The following is a 20,212-nucleotide window of genomic DNA, read 5'->3' on the forward strand; positions in this document are numbered from 1 at the left end:
TGTCGTCCCCCGCCCGCCAGTCCTTCCACGAGACAGACAAGGACGTCCCCCGTGGCCCTCAGCGTCTTCGACCTCTTCTCCATCGGCATCGGCCCGTCGAGCTCCCACACCGTCGGCCCGATGCGTGCCGCCCGGATGTTCGCCCGGCGCCTGCGGTCCGAGGACCTGCTCGCCGAGGTGGCGAGCGTGCGCGCCGAGCTGTACGGCTCGCTGGGCGCCACCGGCCACGGCCACGGCACCCCGAAGGCCGTCCTTCTCGGCCTGGAGAACAACTCCCCCCGCACGGTCGACGTCGACCAGGCGGACAAGGACGTCGAGCGGATCACCACCGAGAAGCGGCTCAACCTCCTCGGCACCCACCCCATCGACTTCGACCCGGGCACCCAGGTGGTCCTGCACCGCCGCCGCTCGCTGCCGTACCACGCCAACGGCATGACCATCTGGGCGTACGCGGCGGACGGCTCCACGCTGCTGGAGAAGACCTACTACTCGGTCGGCGGCGGCTTCGTCGTCGACGAGGACGCCATCGGCGCGGACCGGGTCAAGCCCGACGACACCGCGCTGCGCTACCCCTTCCGCACCGGCGAGGAGCTGCTGCGGCTCACCCGGGAGACCGGGCTGTCGATCTCCGGCCTGATGCTGGAGAACGAGAAGGCCTGGCGCTCCGAGGAGGAGATCCGGACCGGGCTGCTGGAGATCTGGCAGGTCATGCAGGAGTGCGTGCGGGCCGGCATGTCCCGCGAGGGCATCCTGCCCGGTGGCCTCAAGGTCCGCCGCCGCGCCGCCGCCGCCGCCCGCGCGATGCGCGCCGAGGGCATCGGCCCGGCCAACGCGATGGAGTGGGTGACCCTCTACGCGATGGCGGTCAACGAGGAGAACGCCTCCGGCCGCCGGGTGGTCACCGCTCCGACCAACGGCGCGGCCGGGATCATCCCCGCCGTCCTGCACTACTACCTGAACTTCATCCCGGGCGCCGACGAGGACGGCATCGTCCGCTTCCTCCTCGCGGCCGGCGCCATCGGCATGCTCTTCAAGGAGAACGCCTCCATCTCCGGCGCCGAGGTCGGCTGCCAGGGCGAGGTCGGCTCCGCCTGCTCGATGGCCGCCGGCGGCCTCGCCGAGGTCCTCGGCGGCACCCCCGAACAGGTCGAGAACGCCGCCGAGATCGGCATCGAGCACAACCTCGGCCTCACCTGCGACCCGGTCGGCGGGCTCGTCCAGATCCCCTGCATCGAGCGCAACGGCATGGCCTCCGTCAAGGCCGTCACCGCCGCCCGGATGGCCCTGCGCGGCGACGGCCGGCACCACGTCTCGCTCGACAAGGCGATCAAGACGATGAAGGAGACCGGCGCCGACATGAAGATCAAGTACAAGGAGACCTCGCGCGGCGGCCTCGCCGTCAACGTCATCGAGTGCTGATCACACCCGCTGTCGCCTGAGCCCCCGGACCCGTCCGGGGGCTCTCGGCGTTCCGGGGCGTCCCGAGGCGCCCCGAGTCGCCCCGAGCGTCCCGAGTCGCCCCGAGGCGCCTGCTCAGGCCGCGAACGGGCGGACGCGCCGGGCGTCCCGCAACGCCTCCGCCCACCAGGCGAGTTGGTCGAGCATGGCCTTGGCGGCGGCGTCGGCGGCCGGGTCGAGCGGCTTGCCGTCGACGCCGAAGCACTGGGCGGCGCCGTGGAAGCTGACCGTGTTGCGAATCGTCGTGGCGTTCAACTCGGCGAGCACCACTCGCAGTTGCTCGACGGCGCGCAGACCGCCGGAGAGGCCGCCGTAGGAGACGAAGCCGACCGGCTTGCCGTGCCACTGGCTGTTGTGCCAGTCGATGGCGTTCTTCAGCGGGGCCGGGAAGCTGTGGTTGTACTCGGGTGTGACGACCACGAAGGCGTCGGCAGCCTCCAGCCGGGGCGTGACGGCGGCGAGCAACTCGGCTGCGCCCGGCTCCAGTTCACCACCGAAGGACGGGAAGGTGGTCGGCAGCGGGGTCTCGACCAGATCGATCAGGTCGGCGGTCATGTCGCCGCGCGCGCCGAGGTGGCCGAGCAGCCAGTCGGCGACGACGGGCGCGAACCGGCCGCTCCGAGTGCTGCCGACGACGACCGCGACCTTCAGGCTCTTCTCCGAAACGTCCTTGGCCATGAACATCCCCCTCCGGGACGATGTGTACAACGTATCTTCCGGATGCAACGTACACATCGGCGCGTACGCCGTCTACTCCCGATACGCCGTACACGCCAGTGGTACGGTGGGAACCCCAGCCGGAAGGAGCCCGCCGTCATGCCCGCCCAGCAGGCCCCCGCCGGGGACGACGACCAGACCAAGCCCCAGGCCTCGCTCTGGGAGCGCCTCGCCCGCCCGACCCCCGCGCCGCGCACCACCCTCACCCCGCAGCGGATCGCCGAGGCCGCGATCGCGATCGCCGACGCCGAAGGCCTCGACGCCGTCACCATGCGCCGACTCGCCACCACCCTCGGCGTCGCCCCGATGGCCGCCTACCGGTACGTCTCCGGCAAGGACGAACTCATCGACCTGATGGTCGACTTCGTCTACGGCGAACTCTCCCTGGACACTCCCTCCAGCGGCTGGCGCGACACCATGCGCACCCTGGCGCTCCACCTGCGCGCCATGAACCTGGCCCACCCGTGGGTCGTCCGCGCCGGCGCCGTCCCCCTCACCCCCAACCAGCTCGCCATCCCCGAACGCGCCTTCGCCGCCCTCGCCGACCACGGCCTGGACGCCGACACCACCATGGCGGTCTTCCGCACCGTCACCGGCTACGTCCACGGCTCCGTCGCCGCCGAGCTCGCCCTGCGCATCCTCCAGCGCGAGCACGGCTGGTCCGACGGTGACGAGACCCGCGCCGGCCTCGCCCCCCGGATGTCCTTCCTGATGGACACCGGCCGCTACCCCACCTACCAGCGCTACCTCCACGAGGCCACCCGCAAGGACGACCCCACCTGGCAGTTCGAGACCGGCCTCGACTGCGTCCTCACCGGCATCGCCACCCACCTCGGCATCTGAGCGCGCCTGGACATCCGAGCGCGACCCGGCCCCCAGGTGGAGGAAATTATGTAGACCGGTCTACATTCCAGGTGCGGAATATGCAGACCGGTCTATCTCTTCGGTGCACCCCCACACACCTCCTGCGCAGGAAGTCGGCCCCGCCGACTTCCTGCGCACCCCAACCCTCCACGAACGCACCCTATGTAGACCGGTCGATATATTTTCTCCGGCCCCGCGCGAACGCGCTATCCAGCCTCGCGCGCAGAAAGTCGGCCCGTCCGACTTCCTACTCCGAGGAGAGCACCCCCGCGATGAGCAGCCGGTACCCGTAGTCCATGTGCTCCTGGTCGAGGAGTTCGGCATGGCGGCGGTGCCAGGCGCCGGATTCGAGGTCGGCGCGCAAGCGGGCGATCGCCGGCCGCACCACTGCGAGCGGCAACTGGGCGAAGGTCGAGCCGGCCGGACGACCGGGTCGAGGTAGAACTCGGGCCGCCGCCAGTAGGCGATCTGGTAACCGTCCGTGAAATCGTGCGGGACGGGGAAGGGCAGCACCGTGTGCGCGTCCAGCGCGTCGACGACCTGGGCCAGCGGCGTGAAGCGGCTCTCCTCCAGCTCCCGGATCTCGGGCAGGTACTCCTCCAGCAGCCACAGTTGCGGACGGTGGGCCGGGTCCCAGGTGAAGACGACCTGCCGCCGGGCGACCCGCCGCAGCTCCGCGAGGCCCCGTTCGGGATCCGGCCAGTGGTGGACGGTCATGACGGCCATCGCCGCATCGAAGGAGCCGTCCGGGAAGGGCAGTCGCTCGGCTCCGGCCTTGACCTTCCGGTGCCCCGGGTGCTGGTCGAGCATGACCTGGGAGGGGTCGACGGCGGTGACGGCGGCGCCCTCGGGCTCGTAGGATCCGGCGCCCGCACCGACGTTCACCACCGACCGGGCCCTCTGGAGGGCGGCACCGATCGGGGCGTGCAGTCGGGGATCGGGCCGGCGGATGGCGCGGTAGCCGACCCCGATGCGGTCGTACGTCGCCTGCGGTCGGCCGTCCGTGGTCTCCTCCACGCGGTCAAGCCCACCAAGCGGGGCGCCCGGCGGCAAGCGGTTCGACGCAAGAGCGGGTGAAGCACGGCGTGCTGGCCCGCCGACCGCCGAACGGCATCGGCGATCGGAGGACGGCGCCGGAGGGCGGCACCGGAGGGCCGGGTGGCCGGTCGCGAGGCACCGCCGACCAGCGGCACCCGCGCAGGAAGTCGGCCCGTCCGACTTCCTGCGCGTGGGGCCACCCGCAGGTCAGCGACGGCGGGCACCCATGGGCACGGTGAGGACGGCGAGGCCCGCGGCGAGGATGGCGAGGCCGCACCAGGAGGCGGCGGGGAGGCGTTCGCCGAGGACGGCGACGCCGAGGAGGGCGGCGACGGCGGGTTCGGCGAGGGTGAGGGTGGTGGCGGTCTGGGCGGAGGTGCGGCGCAGCCCGTGGCCGAAGAGGCGGTAGGCGAGGAAGGTGGTGATCACCGCGAGGTGGAGCACCACCGCCGCGCCGCGCGGCGAGGCGAGCCACCGCAGGTCGCCGAGGAACAGCACCGGCAGGACGAGCAGCGCGGCCGCGCCGAACATCGCCCCCATCACCCCGGCGGACGGGTGCCCGCGCGAGATGAGCCTCCCGCCGACGAGCGAGTACACGGCGTACGAGAGGCCGGAGAGCGCGGCCAGCGCCACCCCCACGGCGTCCACCGCCGCGCCGTCGCCGGTGAGTTCGGGGCCCAGCACCAGGACGGCGCAGCCGACGACCGCCGTCACCGTGGCACCGGCCCACCGGCCGCTCGGCCGCCCCTGCCGGGTGAGCCAGCCGAGCAGGCCGGCGAAGACGGGGGCACTGCCCAGTGCGATCACGGTGGCCACCGCCACCCCGGCGCGGGTCACCGCCGGGTAGAAGGTGACCGGGTAGCCGACCACCGCGACGGCGCCGACGGCGAGTTGCCACCGCTCCCGGCGGCCGCAGGCCCGGGGCAGCGCGCGGGCGCTGCGGGTGGAGAGGAAGAGGAGGAGTCCGCCGAGGACCAGCGCGGCGGCGCCGATGCCCGCCGAAGGGGCGCCGTCGGGTGCGAGGGAGCTGGCCGTCCCGGTGGTGCCCCACAGCAGTGCGGCGACCAGGATCGGGACCGGCCCGCCGAGCGGGCTGGTGCGGCGGGCGGTGGGGGTGGTGGTGGGCCGGGTGGGCGCGGGCGTGGAGGTGCGGTTCGGCACAGTCGTGAACTTCCGTCGTCGAAGACCGTCAGGGGAGTTGGTTTCGCACCGGGCGCACACGGCGGCCCCCTGACGGCCGAAGGGGCCGCAGCAGGGAGCGCGGGGCTCGAGCCACCGGCGTGTGCGCCCGATCAGGCGCTGAGCGGTGGCAGTACGACGTGCCAGTACAGGTCCACGGGCCTGATGCTACCCGGCAGTTCCGGCGTGGTGGGGTGTACGGAGGAATTGGCGGCCGGGCGACGAAGCGCCGGAGGCCCGACGGCAAGGATGGTGAATATTCACAGGCAACAGCGTGAACCTATGCAAAATCCAAAGGTGAACTAGGTTACAAACCTTTCAATCCAAGTCACCTGGTTTGCCCACATGCTGAGATCCGTGCGATAGTCGAAGCAGCCCAACGGCGGGCGGCACAGCACGCCGGCCTGGGCGTGGAGACTTCGGCTGGCCCGACCTGGCACGGCCGACGCCCATCGCACGGCACGCACCCCCTTGGCCGGCGCGATGACTTGCAGGGGCCCCCATCCGCCGGACCACGGCGACTTCGGGGGCCCTGCGCGTTTTCCCGGGAAGACCCGGAAGACCCGGACAGCCGGAAAAGACCCGGACAGCCCGGAAGACCGAGAAAGACCCGGGAAAGCCCGAAACGGTCAGTGTCGCTCGCGGACCTTCAGCTCGAACCAGACGCCCTTGCCGCGCGGCAGCAGGTCGGCGCCCCAGCGGTCGGCCAGGTCGTCGATGACCCGCAGGCCCCGCCCCCGCTCGGTCACCGGCTTCGGCTCGGCGAGGATCATGCAGGGCAGCGCCCGGGAGGAGTCGCGGACCTCGACGCGGAGCCAGCCCGGCTTGCGGATCACCTGGAGTCCGATGGTGCGTCCGGCGGCGTGCCGGACGGCGTTGGAGACCAGCTCGCTGGTGAGTAACTCACCGGCCTCCAGGTGCTGGTGGAGGTCCCAGGACTCCAGGACCGACAGCACCAGTCGGCGGGCCACCGGGCCGGTCTCCGGCCGGGACGGCAGTCGCACCTCGTTCGGCACGGACTGATCGCTCAGCCTGCCGCAATACATCTCCTCCAGTTCCTCCGAGCTGAGCCGCTCCAGCGCCGCCAGCGCGCCCTGGACATCGATCCACGACGCCTCGGCGACCAATCCGGCCCCGGGAACTGATGACTGATCTGTTTCGCCCCAACCCGCCATGCGGTCCATCATTGCGGAACGCAAGCGGCCGCGTACGGACAATGAGCAAACGATCTCCTCCGAGTCGGCATATGCCGCGTGCAAGGAGACCCCGCGGAGAGTGCCAGGCGGGGGCCTGGAGGGGGCCCGGAAGGGGTCGGGAGAGGGTGGGGAGCAGGCAACCCGGGGCGCGTCCGCCGTCAATCCCGGGTTGCCACGGAACTGCCCCGACCAGGGCGGCTACCGGTCGGCCTACCAGGCGCTCCAGGGCACGTTCCAGCCACTCAGGCCGTTCGCCGGGTCGAGGGTCTCCTTCTTGGTGGAGTTCTTCACGACCACCACGTCGCCGACGAGCGAGCCGGCGTAGAACTTGCCCATCGAGGTGGATTCGCCGCCGCCCTCGACGTCCTTGAGGGCGACGCAGCCGTGGCTGACGTTGTCCTCACCGATGAGCTTGCTCCAGTAATTGCCGTGCAGGTAGGTGCCGCTGTCGGTGAGCCGCATCGAGTGCGGCACCTGGAGGTCGTACGGGGAGCCGCTCATGCCGGGGAGGGTGCTGGACTGCATCCGCACCACGCCCTCCTTGGACATGACGACCATCGTGCCGTTCCAGGTCGGGTGTTCGGGCGAGCCGGAGGTGATGTCGATGTCCGACGGTTTGCCGTCGAGTTCGACGGTCATCCTGTGCGCGGCGGCGTCAACCGTCGAAATCTGAGATCGCCCGATCGTGAAGGGCTCGTCCCGGTCGGTGCCGTACACCCCAGGGGCGATCTCGACGCTCTTGAGGCGGTAGTGCACGGTCACCTTGGTGCCGGACTTCCAGTACTGCTCGGGGCGGAAGTCCAGCCGGCGGTTGCCGAACCAGTGGCCCTTGACCACGGTGCCGTTGTCGGTCTCGAAGGTGATGCCCTTCGCGACGACGTCCTTGTTCTTGACGTCCTTGCTGAAGTTCACCGAGACGATCATGCCGACGCCGTACGTCGCGTTGTTGTCCACGTTGTCGGCGGCCTTGGCGAGGGCCGTCGGCGTCAGCGTGGAGAAGTTGCTGTCCGCGCTGGCGACCACGCCGTTGGCGTCCGCGGCCATCGCGCTGACCTGGTAGGTGCTGCCCACGGCGAGGCCGGCCGACGGGGTCCAGCTGGAGCCGTCGGCGGCGATGGTGCCGGGCACCTCCGCGCCGGTCTTGTCACTGACCTTGACGGTGGTGAGCTTGCCGCCGGTCGCGCCGACCTTGAGCGCGTCGGGCGCGACGTCCACCGTGCCGGGCTTGGGCTCGATGTTCACCACGGCCTGCGACACCTTCGGCGCCGCGCTGCTCGCCGCCGCGGCGCCCGGGGAGGCCGTTCCGGCGGCCGCTCCGGCCCCCAGGTCCGCCTTGGCCGCGTTCCCGCCCCCGCTACCGCTCCCGCCACTCCCGCCGCCGCACGCGGCCGTCAGCGCCATCGCGCCGCCCACCAGACCGACGGCCACCACTCTGCGTATCGACCTCAACGTCGATCCCTCTCCCTCAGAAACCCCACGAACCGAACCCCACGAACCGAAACCCGCAGACCGAAACCCGCAGACCGAAACCCGCGGGCCGAAACCCCACGACCCGGAACCCCACGACCCGGAACCCCGCACAGAACCCCGCGCACACGACGGGCTCGACCACTACACGCGCCGGCCTCCGGAAAGGTTGCGCCATTCGGGGCCCGGTGCGCTCCGAGAACGCGAACGGCCCGACCCCAACGGGTGAGGATCGGGCCGCTCGTCCGCACCGCGCCGACGAACCGGGACTATCCGGTCAGTCGGCGGGCAGGATCTACCAGTTCGCCCAGGCGATGTTCCAGCCGCCCAGCCCGTTGGAGGGCGCGACGGTCTTCTCCTTGCTGTTCACGACCTTGACCACGTCGCCGATCATCGAGTCGTTGAAGAACTTGCCCGCGACGGATGTGTCGCTGCCGCCCTTCTCGTCCACCATCGCGACGCAGCCGTGGCTGGCGTTGGTCCTGCCGAACGGATTGGTCGCGTTGGACCAGTAGTTGCCGTGCACGAAGGTGCCGGAGGTGGTCAGCCGCATCGCGTGCGGCACGTCCTGGATGTCGTACTCGCCGCCGAGGCCGACGGTCTGCGAGTTCATCCGGGTGACCTTCTCCTTGGACATGATCACCATCGTCCCGCTCCAGGACGGCGTCGCCTCCGCGCCCATGGTGACCGGCACGGTGGTGCTCTTGCCGCCCCGCTCGATCGTCATCTGGTGCGCCTTGGCGTCGGCGGTGGCGATCTGGGAGCGGCCGATGGTGAACGGCTCGTCCTTGTCCACGTCGCCGTAGACGCCCGGGGCGACCTCGACGCTCTTCAGCCGGTACTTGATGGTGACCTTGGTGTCCGGCTTCCAGTACTCGGCCGGGCGGAAGTCCAGCCGGTTGTCGCCGAACCAGTGGCCCTTCACCTCGGTGCCGTTGTTCGTCTCGAAGGTGATGCCCTTGAGGACGGCGTCCTTGTTCTTGACGGTCTTGCTGAAGTTCACCGAGACGATCATGCCGACGCCGTAGGTGGCGCCGTCGCTGATGTTGTCGTTGGTGGAGACCTTCTTGTCCGGCGTCAGCGTGGTGAACGTCGTGGTGGACGCGGTCACCAGGCCGTCGGCGTCCTTGGCCTGCGCGTTCACCTTGTACGCCATGCCGACGGTGAGCGCGGCGGCGGGCTTCCAGCCGATGCCGTCCGGAGTGATCGCCCCGTCGACCGGCTTGCCGTTCTTGTCGGTCACCTCGACCGTGGTGAGCTTGCCGTTCGAGACGGACACCTGCAACGCGTTGCTCGGTGCGACGTCCTGGGCGCCGTCCTTCGGCTCGACGGCCAGCACCGCGGCGGAGGCCTTCGGCTCGCCCGACGCGCCCGCCGGGGCCGCCGTCCCGCCCGCACCCGCCGTCGCCGCGGGCGCCGCGTTGTCGCCCCCGCCGCCCGTTCCGCCCTTGTCGTCGCCGCAGGCCGCGGTGAGCAGCAGCACCCCGCCCATGACCAACGCCATCGCACCCCTGCGCCCGTAACGGCTGGTGGTACGTATCGCGGCGTCGGCCGTCTTCCCCGTCTTCACGGTTTCTCCCCTCCCGGTATTCACTCTCTCGACGCGTTGAGTGCCCCCATGAGTTGCACCGGACGCCGATCTTTCGCGCCGGACCAGGGCGCACGCCGGAGCAGGATAGCCGGGCCGTCTGAGCGGGTCCCGGGGGGAGGTGGGTGGATCGGGGGTGAATCGGCGGTGAAGATCGACTACTGCGCGACGGGGCTGGAGGCGGGCCCGGTCGTGGGCCCGGCCGTGGGCCCGGCAACCGGCCCGAGGGCGCTGCCCGCCACCCACTGCTCCCACGGCATGTTCCAGCCGTTGAGGCCGTTCTGTGGCGGCACGAAGTCCCCCGCGGAGGCCTTCGCCTCCAGCACGTCCCCCGGGATGGTGTGCTCGAACAGCCAGCCCGCCGGGGAGTCCTTGCTCGCTCCGCCCTTGGCGTCGGCCAGGCCGATGCAGCCGTGGCTGGTGTTGGCGGCGCCGAACACCCCGGGGTCCGCCCAGTAGTTGCCGTGCACGAAGGTGCCGGAGTTGGTCAGCCGCATCGCGTGCGGCACGTCCTTGATGTCGTACTCGTCGCCCATCCCGACGGTCTGCGAGTTCATCCGGGTCACCTTGTACTTCTCCGACACCACCATGACGCCCCGGTAGGTGGAGTGGTCACGGCTGCCGCCGGACACCTTGAGCACCCGCACCACCTTGCCGCCCTGCCCGGCCCGGACGGTCAGGGTGTGCGCGTCCAGGTCGACGGTGGAGACCTGGGCCCGGCCGACGGTGAAGTGCAGGTCCTTGGTCTGGGTCCCGAACTCGCCCGGCGCGCCCTGCACGTCCTTCAGCCGCAGCGCCACCGTCACCTTGGTGCCCGCCGCCCAGTACTGCTGCGGGCGGACGTCCAGCCGCTGGTTGCCGAACCAGTGCGCGGCCACCGGGACGGGCGGGTCGGCGCTCACCTGGACGGCCTTCTCCACCGCCGCCCGGTCCGTAATCGGCCGGCTGAAGCGCAACGACACCGGCATGCCGACACCGACGGTGGAGCCGTCCTCCGGGGTGAAGAAGGCGACGAAGGTGTGCGCCCGGGCCATCGTGGAGAACGCCGAGTGCTGGGCCGCCCGTTGGCCCTGGTCGTCCTCGGCGACGGCGTCCAGGGTGTACGCGGTGCCCAGCGGCAGCGGGCCGTCGGGCGTCCAGGCGGCGCCGTCCGGGGCGATCGTGCCGGGGACCTCGGTGCCCTTGGTGTCGGCCAGCCGGACGGTGACCAGCCGGCCCTGCGCCGCCGTCACCCGGACCGGGCCCTCCGGCGGCACGTCCTGGGCGCCGTCGGCGGGCAGCGCCGTGACGACCGCCCGGGACGGCGGCGGGGGCGGGGTGTGCGCCCCGGGCCCGGCGGCGTCCTGCGCGGGGGCCGCCGGGGAGCCGCCGCACCCCGTCAGGACGGCGAGGCCCCAGGCCACCGCCGCCGCCCGCCGCGCCCACACCCGTCCTCGGCGCCGCATTCCGGGGCCTCCCACTGTCCACGTCCGGTACCGGGAAGGTCCGGTACCGGGAGCCTCCGCCACCGGGGACGCCCGATGCCAGGAACGTCCGGTGGCGGGAACGCCCGATACCGGGAACAACGAGGGCAATCGCGGCGGGGACACGCGCAGCCGCGCGAAATCCCCCCATCCATCGGCCGCCATCCGCCGGTAAGCCCCCGTTCAGCCGCTTCCGATCTGCGCAATCCGGGAAAGAGGAAGTGAACGGGGTCCGGGACACCCCGTCCAGGGAGGGTGCGGCCATGGCGTCAGGGCAGGAGCTGGAAGCCGGAGTGCGGCCGCCCGGCGGGGACACCGCCGAGCCACCGTGGCCCGGCAGCTGGCAGCCGCTCGGCGCCCGTTTCCGGACCGACCAACAGGGCCGCCAGGGAACCAACTTCGCGCTCTGGGCGGCCGACGCCGAGGCGGTCGATCTCTGCCTGTTCGACGAGGACGGCCGGGAGGCCCGGCACCGCCTCACCGAGCAGGACTTCCAGACCTGGCACGGCTTCCTGCCCGGCGTCCGCCCCGGCAGCCGGTACGGCTTCCGCGTGCACGGCCGGTGGGACCCGTGGACCGGCGCCCGCTGGAACCCGGCGAAGCTGCTGCTCGACCCGTACGCCCGTGCCGTGGACGGCTGTTACACCAGCCACGACGCGGTCTGCGCCGCCGTCCGCAACTGGCCGGAGGCGGACGTCGCCGACACCGTCCGGGACAACCGCGACTCCGCCCGCTACGTGCCCAGATCCGTGGTCGTCCACGATGACGACGACTGGTACGACGACCACCGCCCGAAGACCCCGTGGGCCGAGACGGTGCTCTACGAACTGCACGTGCGCGGCTTCACCATGCGCCACCCCGACATCCCGCCGGAGCTCCGCGGCACCTACGCGGGCCTGGCCCACCCGGCCGCCGTCGCCCACCTGACCCGCCTCGGCGTGACCGCCGTCGAGCTGCTGCCGGTGCACCAGTACGCCAGCGAGGACCACCTCCAGTCGCGCGGCCTGGTCAACTACTGGGGCTACAACACGATCGGCTACTTCGCCCCGCACGCCGGCTACTCGGCGGCCGGCTCGCGCGGCGGCCAGGTCGGCGAGTTCAAGCGGATGGTCCGCGCCCTGCACGCCGCCGGGATCGAGGTGATCCTCGACGTGGTGTTCAACCACACCGCGGAGGGCGCCGAACTCGGCCCGATGCTCTCGCTGCGCGGCATCGACAACACCGCCTACTACCGCCCGGCCCCGCACCGCCCGCGCGGCTACGCCGACTTCACCGGCTGCGGCAACACCCTGGACACCCGCCGCCCGCAGGTGGTCCGGCTGGTCACCGACTCGCTGCGGTACTGGGTCACCGAGATGGGCGTGGACGGCTTCCGCTTCGACCTCGCCGCCGCCCTCGCCCGCGGCACCGACGGGGTCGACATGGACCACCCCTTCCTCGCCGCCGTCTCCCAGGACCCGCTGCTCAGCCGGGTGAAGCTGATCGCCGAGCCCTGGGACGTCGGCCCGGGCGGCTACCAGGTCGGCGGCTTCCCCCCGCTGTGGGCCGAGTGGAACGACAAGTACCGGGACACCGTGCGGGACTTCTGGCGCGGCGCCCGCCCGGACGTGCGCGAGCTGGGCTACCGGCTGTCCGGCTCCTCCGACCTCTACCAGCGCGGCGGCCGCCGCCCGTACGCCTCCGTCAACTACGTGACCGCGCACGACGGTTTCACGCTGCGCGACCTGGTCAGCTACGACCGCAAGCACAACGAGGCCAACGGCGAGGCCAACCGGGACGGCACCGACGACAACCGGTCCTGGAACCACGGCGTCGAGGGCGAGACCACCGACCCGGAGGTGAACGCCCTGCGGCTGCGCCAACTGCGCAACCTGCTGGCCACGCTGCTGCTCTCCACCGGCGTCCCCATGCTCACCGCCGGGGACGAGCTGGGCCGCACCCAGGGCGGCAACAACAACGCCTACTGCCAGGACAACGAGCTCGGCTGGCTGGACTGGTCGCTCCTGGCGGATCCCCGCTGGCGCGGGCTGTGCGAGCTGACCGCCCGGCTGATCCGGCTGCGCCGGGCCCACCCGGTGCTGCGGCAGCGGGCGTTCTTCTCCGGCCGGGCCGCCGCTCCGGGCGGCCAGCCGGACCTCGCCTGGTTCACGCCGCTGGGCAAGGAGATGACCGAGGCCGACTGGTTCGCCCCGACCGCCTGCCTGGGCATGCTGCTGTCCGGCACCGCGATGTCCGAACGGGACGAGGCCGGGCGGCCGACGCTGGACGACAGCTTCCTGCTGCTGCTCAACGCCGGTCACGAACCGGTGCTGTTCACCCTCCCCGGCGAGCCCTGGGCCGCGCCGGAGGAGGCGTACGAGACGGTGGTCGACACCGCCGTCGAGGGCGGCGGCGAGCCCTGTCCGCAGGGCGCGACGCTGCTGGCCGGGCGCTCGCTGCGGCTGCTGCGCGCGCCCGCCGCCACGGCCTGAGCGGCGTCGGCCGCGCGGGCTGCGCACTCCGGCCCGTGCGGCCGGCCCCACGCGCCCCGCCGTTCACCCGCGCCCCACCCGTACGGGTGGCCGGTTCTCGCCGAAGGGTTCTGTCAGGGGTGAAAAACCTGATGAGAAATGACGCGACCTCGTCCTACCCTCACGACGATGGCCGAGAACCGACAACACGACGACACCGCGACCGGGCACCGCTCCACGGTCCGCTCCCTCCTGCGCCTGTGGCCCTACGCCCGAGCCGTCCGCCGCCGGTTGGCCACCTCGGTGGCCGCCGCCCTGGTCGCCATGCTGAGCGTCCTCGGCGTCCCGCTGGTCCTCGGCCGGATCGTCGACGGTCCGCTCGCCGAACACGACCTGAGCGGACTCTGGCCGCTGATCGGCCTGCTGCTGGTCCTCGGGCTGGTCGAGGCCGCGCTGTTCTACACCCGCCGGGTGGTCCTGGCCCGCCCGCTGGCCGGGCTGGAGACGGCCATGCGCGGCGACCTCTTCGCCAAGCTCCAGCGGCTGCCGATCTCCTTCCACGAGCGCTGGGGATCCGGCCAGCTGCTCTCCCGGGCCACCGCCGACATGTACACCATGCGGCTGTTTCTGGCCTTCCCGCTGGTCTTCCTGGTCGTCAACTCGGTGATGTTCCTCGCCGGCACGGCGGTGATGTTCACCCAGGACTGGCGGCTCGCCCTGATCATCCTGCTGCCCGCCGTCCCGCTGTTCGTGCTCACCCGGCGGTTCGAGGCCGGCTACTCCGGCGCCTCCCGCCGCGCCCAGGACCAGAACGGCGACCTCGCCACCGTCATCGAGGAGTCCGTCCTCGGCATCCGCATCCTCAAGGCCTTCGGCCGCCACCGCTCGATGGCCGAGCGCTTCCGCGCCCAGGCCCACGACCTGCGCCGCACCGAACTGCGCAAGGCCGGGCTGCTCGCCAACCTCTGGGCGGTCATCGTCGGCCTGCCCGAGATCGCCCTCGGCTGCGCCCTCGCCGCCGGCGCCTACCTGGTCGCCCACGACGAGCTGAGCGCCGGCACCCTGGTCGCCTTCCTCTCCACCGCGCTGGCGCTGCGCTGGCCGGTCGAGTCCCTGGGCTGGCTGCTCGCCTACGCCAACGAGGCCGCCACCGCCACCGACCGCTTCTTCGAGGTGCTGGACGAGCCCGAGACCGCCGACCCGGGCACCGCCGACGGCCTCGGCGGTGCCCCCGACGGCATCCGCTTCACCGGCGTCCGCTTCCGCTACCCCGACGCCCCCGACGACACCCCCGACCTGCTGGCCGGCATCGACCTGCACATCCGCAGCGGCGAGACGATGGCCCTGGTCGGCGCCACCGGCAGCGGCAAGACCACGCTCACCGCGCTGCTCCCCCGCCTGTACGAGGCCACCGCCGGCACCATCACCCTGGACGGCCGGGACATCCGCGACCTCCCCCGGGAGCGGCTGCGCGAGCTGGTCGCGGTCGCCTTCGAGGAGCCCACCCTGTTCTCCGCCACCGTCCGGGAGAACGTCCTGATGGGCGCACCGGGCGCGAACGACCAGCAGCTGCGCGCCGCCCTGGCCACCGCCCAGGCCTCCTTCGTGGACAAGCTCCCGGACGGCGTGGACACCGAGGTCGGCGAGCAGGGCCTGAGCCTGTCCGGCGGCCAGCGCCAGCGCCTCGCCCTGGCCCGTGCGGTGGTCGGCGACCCGGCCTTCCTGGTGCTGGACGACCCGCTCTCCGCCCTCGACGTGCACACCGAGGCCCTGGTCGAACGGGCGCTGCGCCAGGTCCTCGGCGCCACCACCGCCCTGGTGGTCGCCCACCGCCCGAGCACCGTGCTGCTCGCCGACCGGGTCGCGGTGCTCTCCGACGGCCGGATCGAGGCCGTCGGCACCCACCAGGACCTGCTGCGCGACTGCGCGCACTACCGCGAACTGATGTCGGGCGAGTCCGCCCCGATGCCCGAGGCCGTCCTGGTCTCCGAGGGGGGCACCACCCGATGACCACCACCATCTCGCCCGTCGGCCCCGCCGAACGGGAGACCGCCGAACCGGTCGAGGAACAGCTGCCGCCGCCCCCGGCCGACGAGGAGGACATCCCCGTCCCGCCCGGCGCGCCCCGGGCTCTGCTGCGCTCGCTGCTCGGCCCGCACCGGGCCCGGATCGCCGTCGCGATGCTGGTGATCCTCATCCAGCAGGCGGCCCTGCAGTCCGGCCCGCTGCTGGTCGCCATCGCGATGGACCGCGGCATCCCGGCACTGCGCGAGAGCGACAGCGGCCCGCTGATCGCGGTGGTCTGCGCCTACCTGGGCTGCGCGCTGCTCAGCCTGCTGCTGCAGTGGGCGTTCATCAAGATCAGCGCCCGGGTCAACCAGGACATCCTGCTGGAGCTGCGCGGCCGGATCTTCCGGCACGCCCAGCGGCTGAGCCTGGACTTCCACGAGCGCTACACCTCGGGCCGGATCATCTCCCGCGCCACCAGCGACGTGGACGCGCTGCGCGAGCTGCTCTCCGAGGGCCTCCAGGAGCTGCTGACCGTCCTCCTGTCGGTTTGCTACATCTCGGTGCTGCTGCTGGTGCTGGACTGGCGGCTCGGACTGGTCTCGCTGGCGTCGATCCTGCCGCTGGCGCTGATCGCCCGGTCCTTCCGCAGCCGCTCGCGCCGGGTCTACCGCCGCTCCCGCACCTCGGCCGCCTCACTGATCGTCCGTTTCACCGAGACCATGAACGGCATCCGCCCGGTGCAGGCCTTCCGCCGCGAGAAGGCCAACGACGAGGCCTTCGCTGTGGTCAACCGGCAGTCCGCCACCGCGACGGCGGACGGCCTGCTGGAGATCGCCCGCTACGTCGGCCTCTCCCGCGTCACCGCCAACCTGTGGACCACCGGCGTGGTGCTGCTCGGCGCCTACCTGGTCGCCGACGGCACGGTCGAGCTGGGCGTGCTCACCGCCTTCGTGCTCTACCTGCGCCGGCTCTACGACCCGATCGACCAGCTGGCGATGTTCCTGAACAGCTACCAGTCGGCCGCCGCCGCGCTGGAGAAGATCGCCGGCCTGCTCGCCCACGAGCCGACCGTCGCCGAACCGGCCGCGCCCGCCGAACTGCCGCAGGCCGCCGGCAAGGGGCGCGAGGTCCGCTTCGAGGAGACCCGTTTCGCCTACCGCACCGGCAAGCAGGTGCTGCCGCCGTTCGACCTGGTGATCCCGGCCGGGCAGACGGTGGCGGTGGTCGGCGCGACCGGCGCCGGCAAGTCGACGGTCGCCAAGCTGCTGGCCCGCTTCTACGACCCGACCGACGGCCGGATCCGGCTGGACGGCGTGGACCTGCGCGACCTCGCCACCCCCGAGCTGCGGCGCGGCGTGGTGATGGTGACCCAGGAGTCCTTCCTGTTCTCCGGCACCGTCGCCGAGAACATCGCGATCGGCCGCCCCGGCGCCGGCCGCGAGGAGGTCGAGCAGGCCGCCCGGGACATCGGCGCGTACGAGTTCATCGCGGCGCTCCCGGACGGCTTCGACACCGACGTGCGCAAGCGCGGCGGCCGGATCTCCGCCGGGCAGCGCCAGCTGGTCGCCTTCGCCCGCGCCCTGCTCGCCGACCCGGCGGTGCTGATCCTCGACGAGGCGACCAGCTCGCTGGACGTCCCCGGCGAGCAGGCCGTCCAGCGGGCCATGCGCACGGTGCTGGCCGGCCGGACGGCGGTGATCATCGCGCACCGGCTCTCCACCGTGGAGATCGCCGACCGCGTCCTGGTGATGGACCAGGGCCGGATCGTCGAGGACGGCTCCCCGCAGGAGCTGATCGACGGATCCGGCCGCTTCGCCGCCCTCCACCAGGCCTGGCGGGACAGCCTGGTCTAGGGCCGGCGCTCCCCCCGGCAGGGCCTCAGCGCAGCACCCCCGCGTCCATCCCCGACGACTCGGCGGGCAGGGCCACCAGCCCCAGCTCCGCCGGGGAGGCCAGCCGGGGGTGGGCCGGCAGCACCCGGACGGTGTAGCCGAACGGGCCGGTCCGGCACAGCTCCAGCGAGCCCTCGTAGCGGGTCCGGCCGTCCAGGTCGGACCCGCCGACCGGCTTGAGGGCGAGCACGCAGCCGTCCGAGATGCCGTCCGTCTCGTCCACCCGGCCGGACACCGCCTGCACCTCGACGTCGCCCGGCTCCAGCGCCCCGAGCGTGGCCTGCACCCGCAGCGCCAGCGAGCTGCCCAGCTCCTGCGCCTCGTCCGGACAGTCCGCCTCGACGTGCTCGACCCGGACGGCCGGCCAGGCCTCCCGGACCTTCGCCTTCCAGGCCGCCAGCTCCAGGGCGCCGTGGTGCTCCGCCGCCGCCAGCTCCCGCTGGGCCAGCGCCGCCGGGGTGTACAGCCGTTCGACGTACTCGCGGACCATCCGCCCGGCCAGCACCTTGGGGCCGAGGGTGACCAGGGTGTGCCGGACCATGGCGATCCAGCGGTGCGGCAGCCCGTCCGTGCCCCGGTCGTAGAACCGGCCGGCGACCTGGTCCTCGATCAGGTCGTACAGCGCGGCGGCCTCGATGTCGTCGCGGCGCTCGGCCTCGCTGCTCTCCGGGTCGAGCACGCCGTCGGTCTCGTCGGCGGTGGGGATCGCCCAGCCGTTCTGGCCGTCGTACCACTCGTCCCACCAGCCGTCCAGGACGGACAGGTTGAGGCAGCCGTTGAGCGCGGCCTTCATCCCGGAGGTACCGCAGGCCTCCAGCGGGCGCAGCGGGTTGTTCAGCCAGACGTCGCAGCCCGGGTAGAGGTGCCGGGCCATCGCCATGTCGTAGTCCGGCAGGAAGACGATCCGGTGCCGGACGGCCGGGTCGTCGGCGAAGGCGACCATCTGCTGGATCAGCCGCTTGCCGCCGTCGTCGGCCGGGTGGGCCTTGCCGGCGACCACGATCTGCACCGGCCGGACGGGGTGCAGCAGCAGGGCGCGCAGCCGGTCCGGGTCGCGCAGCATCAGGGTGAGCCGCTTGTACGAGGGCACCCGGCGGGCGAAGCCGATGGTGAGCACGTCGGGGTCGAGCACCGAGGAGACCCAGCCGAGTTCGGCCTCGCCGGCGCCGCGCTGGCGCCAGGAGTCGCGCAGTCGGCGGCGGGCCTCGTCGACCAGTTGGGCGCGCAGGCTGCGGCGCAGGTCCCAGATCTCGGTGTTGCCGATCCGCTCCAGGCCGGTCCAGCGCTTGGCGTCGCCGGTGGTCATGGCGTCCTCGGCGCGGTCGGCGCCGATCTCGGCGGCGCCGAGCCGCACGACCGCCGGGTCGATCCAGGTGGCGGCGTGGACGCCGTTGGTGACGGAGGTGATCGGCACCTCGGTGGCGTCGAAGCCGGGCCAGAGGCCGTTGAACATGGAGCGGCTGACCTCGCCGTGCAGGGTGGAGACCCCGTTGGCGCGCTGGGCGAGCCGCAGGCCCATGGCGGCCATGTTGAAGAGCTTCGGGTCCCCGCCGGGCCAGGTCTCGGCGCCGAGCGCGAGCACCGGCTCGACCGGGACGCCCGGCAGCGCGGCGTCGCCGCTGAAGTGGCGGGCGACCAGCTCGCGGTCGAAGCGGTCGATGCCGGCCGGGACGGGTGTGTGGGTGGTGAACAGGGTGCCGGCCCGGACGGACTCCAGGGCGGCGGCGAAGTCCAGGCCGACGCTGTCGGGGCCGGGTGAGCCGGTGGAGACCAGCTCGCGGATCCGTTCGACGCCGAGGAAGCCCGCGTGGCCCTCGTTGGTGTGGAACACCTCGGGGGCGGGGTGCCCGGTGAGCCGGCAGTAGGCGCGGACGGCGCGGACGCCGCCGATGCCGAGCAGCATCTCCTGGAGCAGCCGGTGCTCGCTGCCGCCGCCGTAGAGCCGGTCGGTGACGTCGCGCTCGGCGGGCGAGTTGGCCTCGATGTCGGAGTCGAGGAGCAGCAGCGGGACCCGTCCGACCTGGGCCTTCCAGATGTGCGCGGCCAGGGTGCGGCCGCCGGGCAGGGCGAGGTCGACCCGGCCGGGGGTGCCGTCGTCCTCCCGGAGCAGGCTGACCGCGAGTTCGTCCGGGTCGAGCAGCGGGTAGCGCTCCTGCTGCCAGCCGTCCCGGTTGAGGGACTGCCGGAAGTAGCCGTGCCGGTAGAACAGGCCGACGCCGATGATCGGGACGCCGAGGTCGCTGGCGGCCTTGAGGTGGTCGCCGGCCAGGATGCCGAGCCCGCCGGAGTACTGGGGCAGCGCGGCGGCGATGCCGTACTCGGGCGAGAAGTAGGCGATGGCGGCGGGCAGCGGGGTGGCGCCGGCCTCCTGCTGGGCCTGGTACCAGCGCGGGCCGCTGAGGTACTCGCGCAGGTCGTCGGCGAGGTCGCCGAGTCTGCGCAGGAACCGCCGGTCGGCGGCGAGGGCGGCGAGCCGGGCGGCCGGGACCTCCCCGAGCAGCCGCACCGGGTCCTCGCCGGTCGCGGCCCAGACCTCCGGGTCCACGGACCGGAAGAGGTCCCTGGTCTCGGGGTGCCAGGACCAGCGCAGGTTGAGGGCCAGCTCGTGCAGCGGCTGGAGTTGTTCGGGCAGGACGGTGCGGACGGTGAATCTGCGGATTGCCTTCACGGCGTGAAGCGTAGCCGCGATGTCCGTCATGACAGTGCGTCAAGTGGGCTATTGGGCATCCGTTCGGCCTATTGATGAGATCGCATTCGGCGCATTGGTCTGCACGGGGGGCGCGCGCGGCGCACATTTCCGGGGTCCTGCGCTACCAATGCATGAACACTGCGGAACAGGTCCATTTCCGATGGCTCATCCGCTCAGGACAAAGCCCGAAACTACTGTCGT

At 72.4% G+C, this 20,212-nt stretch carries 12 protein-coding genes and 1 pseudogene; 5 read left to right on the forward strand and 8 right to left on the reverse strand.

Features of this window, described 5'->3' with window-relative positions:
- The first annotated feature begins 51 nt into the window (after nt 1-51).
- A complete protein-coding gene (locus AC07AL_RS09150) occupies nt 52-1,419 on the forward strand; it encodes an L-serine ammonia-lyase (RefSeq protein ID WP_363582083.1) in 1,368 nt (455 codons plus the stop codon).
- A gap of 114 nt (nt 1,420-1,533) precedes the next feature.
- Here the strand turns inward: AC07AL_RS09150 and AC07AL_RS09155 are convergent, their stop codons facing one another.
- On the reverse strand, nt 1,534-2,136 hold the full coding sequence (locus tag AC07AL_RS09155; RefSeq protein ID WP_478317265.1) for an NADPH-dependent FMN reductase: 603 nt from the start codon (nt 2,134-2,136) through the stop codon (nt 1,534-1,536).
- Nucleotides 2,137-2,274: 138 nt separating this feature from the next.
- Here AC07AL_RS09155 and AC07AL_RS09160 point away from each other — a divergent pair, with 138 nt between their 5' ends.
- Entirely contained in the window at nt 2,275-3,018 is a 744-nt protein-coding gene (locus tag AC07AL_RS09160; RefSeq protein WP_478317266.1) for a TetR/AcrR family transcriptional regulator C-terminal domain-containing protein, read from the forward strand.
- Nucleotides 3,019-3,286: 268 nt separating this feature from the next.
- On the opposite strand, the pseudogene AC07AL_RS09165 reads toward AC07AL_RS09160, so the two are convergent.
- The 6 genes and pseudogenes from AC07AL_RS09165 to AC07AL_RS09190 form a co-directional block, all read right to left on the reverse strand.
- Nucleotides 3,287-3,990: pseudogene (locus AC07AL_RS09165) on the reverse strand (class I SAM-dependent methyltransferase).
- Between the two features lie 294 nt (nt 3,991-4,284).
- Nucleotides 4,285-5,238 carry a DMT family transporter gene (locus tag AC07AL_RS09170; protein ID WP_363628727.1) on the reverse strand — a complete coding sequence of 318 codons (954 nt, stop codon included), beginning with the start codon at nt 5,236-5,238 and terminating at the stop codon, nt 4,285-4,287.
- A gap of 647 nt (nt 5,239-5,885) precedes the next feature.
- Nucleotides 5,886-6,383: an ATP-binding protein gene (locus AC07AL_RS09175; protein ID WP_244293363.1), complete on the reverse strand. Its 498-nt coding sequence runs from the start codon at nt 6,381-6,383 to the stop codon at nt 5,886-5,888.
- Between the two features lie 279 nt (nt 6,384-6,662).
- Nucleotides 6,663-7,901, reverse strand: coding sequence for a L,D-transpeptidase (locus tag AC07AL_RS09180; protein WP_400989264.1), 1,239 nt, complete (start codon nt 7,899-7,901; stop codon nt 6,663-6,665).
- Between the two features lie 313 nt (nt 7,902-8,214).
- Entirely contained in the window at nt 8,215-9,489 is a 1,275-nt protein-coding gene (locus AC07AL_RS09185) for a L,D-transpeptidase (RefSeq protein ID WP_363582073.1), read from the reverse strand.
- Between the two features lie 176 nt (nt 9,490-9,665).
- On the reverse strand, nt 9,666-10,952 hold the full coding sequence (locus AC07AL_RS09190; RefSeq protein WP_400989266.1) for a L,D-transpeptidase: 1,287 nt from the start codon (nt 10,950-10,952) through the stop codon (nt 9,666-9,668).
- Nucleotides 10,953-11,233: 281 nt separating this feature from the next.
- On the opposite strand from AC07AL_RS09190, the gene glgX reads away from it, so the two are divergent.
- From glgX to AC07AL_RS09205, 3 genes are all read left to right on the forward strand, one after another.
- Nucleotides 11,234-13,441: a glycogen debranching protein GlgX gene (gene glgX / locus AC07AL_RS09195; RefSeq protein ID WP_478317267.1), complete on the forward strand. Its 2,208-nt coding sequence runs from the start codon at nt 11,234-11,236 to the stop codon at nt 13,439-13,441.
- A 168-nt stretch (nt 13,442-13,609) separates the two neighbouring features.
- The gene (locus AC07AL_RS09200; protein WP_363582067.1) at nt 13,610-15,430 is read left to right on the forward strand and encodes an ABC transporter ATP-binding protein; all 1,821 of its coding nucleotides are present in this window, start codon (nt 13,610-13,612) and stop codon (nt 15,428-15,430) included.
- On the forward strand, nt 15,427-17,283 hold the full coding sequence (locus AC07AL_RS09205; RefSeq protein WP_363582065.1) for an ABC transporter ATP-binding protein: 1,857 nt from the start codon (nt 15,427-15,429) through the stop codon (nt 17,281-17,283). Before AC07AL_RS09200 ends, AC07AL_RS09205 begins: the two co-directional genes overlap by 4 nt.
- A gap of 25 nt (nt 17,284-17,308) precedes the next feature.
- On the opposite strand, the gene glgP is transcribed toward AC07AL_RS09205, so the two are convergent.
- Nucleotides 17,309-19,990 carry an alpha-glucan family phosphorylase gene (gene glgP, locus AC07AL_RS09210; protein WP_478317268.1) on the reverse strand — a complete coding sequence of 894 codons (2,682 nt, stop codon included), beginning with the start codon at nt 19,988-19,990 and terminating at the stop codon, nt 17,309-17,311.
- Nucleotides 19,991-20,212: the final 222 nt, after the last annotated feature.

The sequence above is a fragment of the Kitasatospora sp. NPDC043949 genome, assembly GCF_056435365.1.

Excerpts from the sequence above, each read along its gene's own strand:
- AC07AL_RS09155 (WP_478317265.1), bottom strand. The coding sequence starts at position 2,136 with ATGGCCAAGGACGTTTCGGAGAAGAGCCTGAAGGTCGCGGTCGTCGTC.
- AC07AL_RS09160 (WP_478317266.1), top strand. The coding sequence starts at position 2,275 with ATGCCCGCCCAGCAGGCCCCCGCCGGGGACGACGACCAGACCAAGCCC.
- AC07AL_RS09190 (WP_400989266.1), bottom strand. The coding sequence starts at position 10,952 with ATGCGGCGCCGAGGACGGGTGTGGGCGCGGCGGGCGGCGGCGGTGGCC.
- glgX (WP_478317267.1), top strand. The coding sequence starts at position 11,234 with ATGGCGTCAGGGCAGGAGCTGGAAGCCGGAGTGCGGCCGCCCGGCGGG.
- AC07AL_RS09200 (WP_363582067.1), top strand. The coding sequence starts at position 13,610 with ATGGCCGAGAACCGACAACACGACGACACCGCGACCGGGCACCGCTCC.
- AC07AL_RS09205 (WP_363582065.1), top strand. The coding sequence starts at position 15,427 with ATGACCACCACCATCTCGCCCGTCGGCCCCGCCGAACGGGAGACCGCC.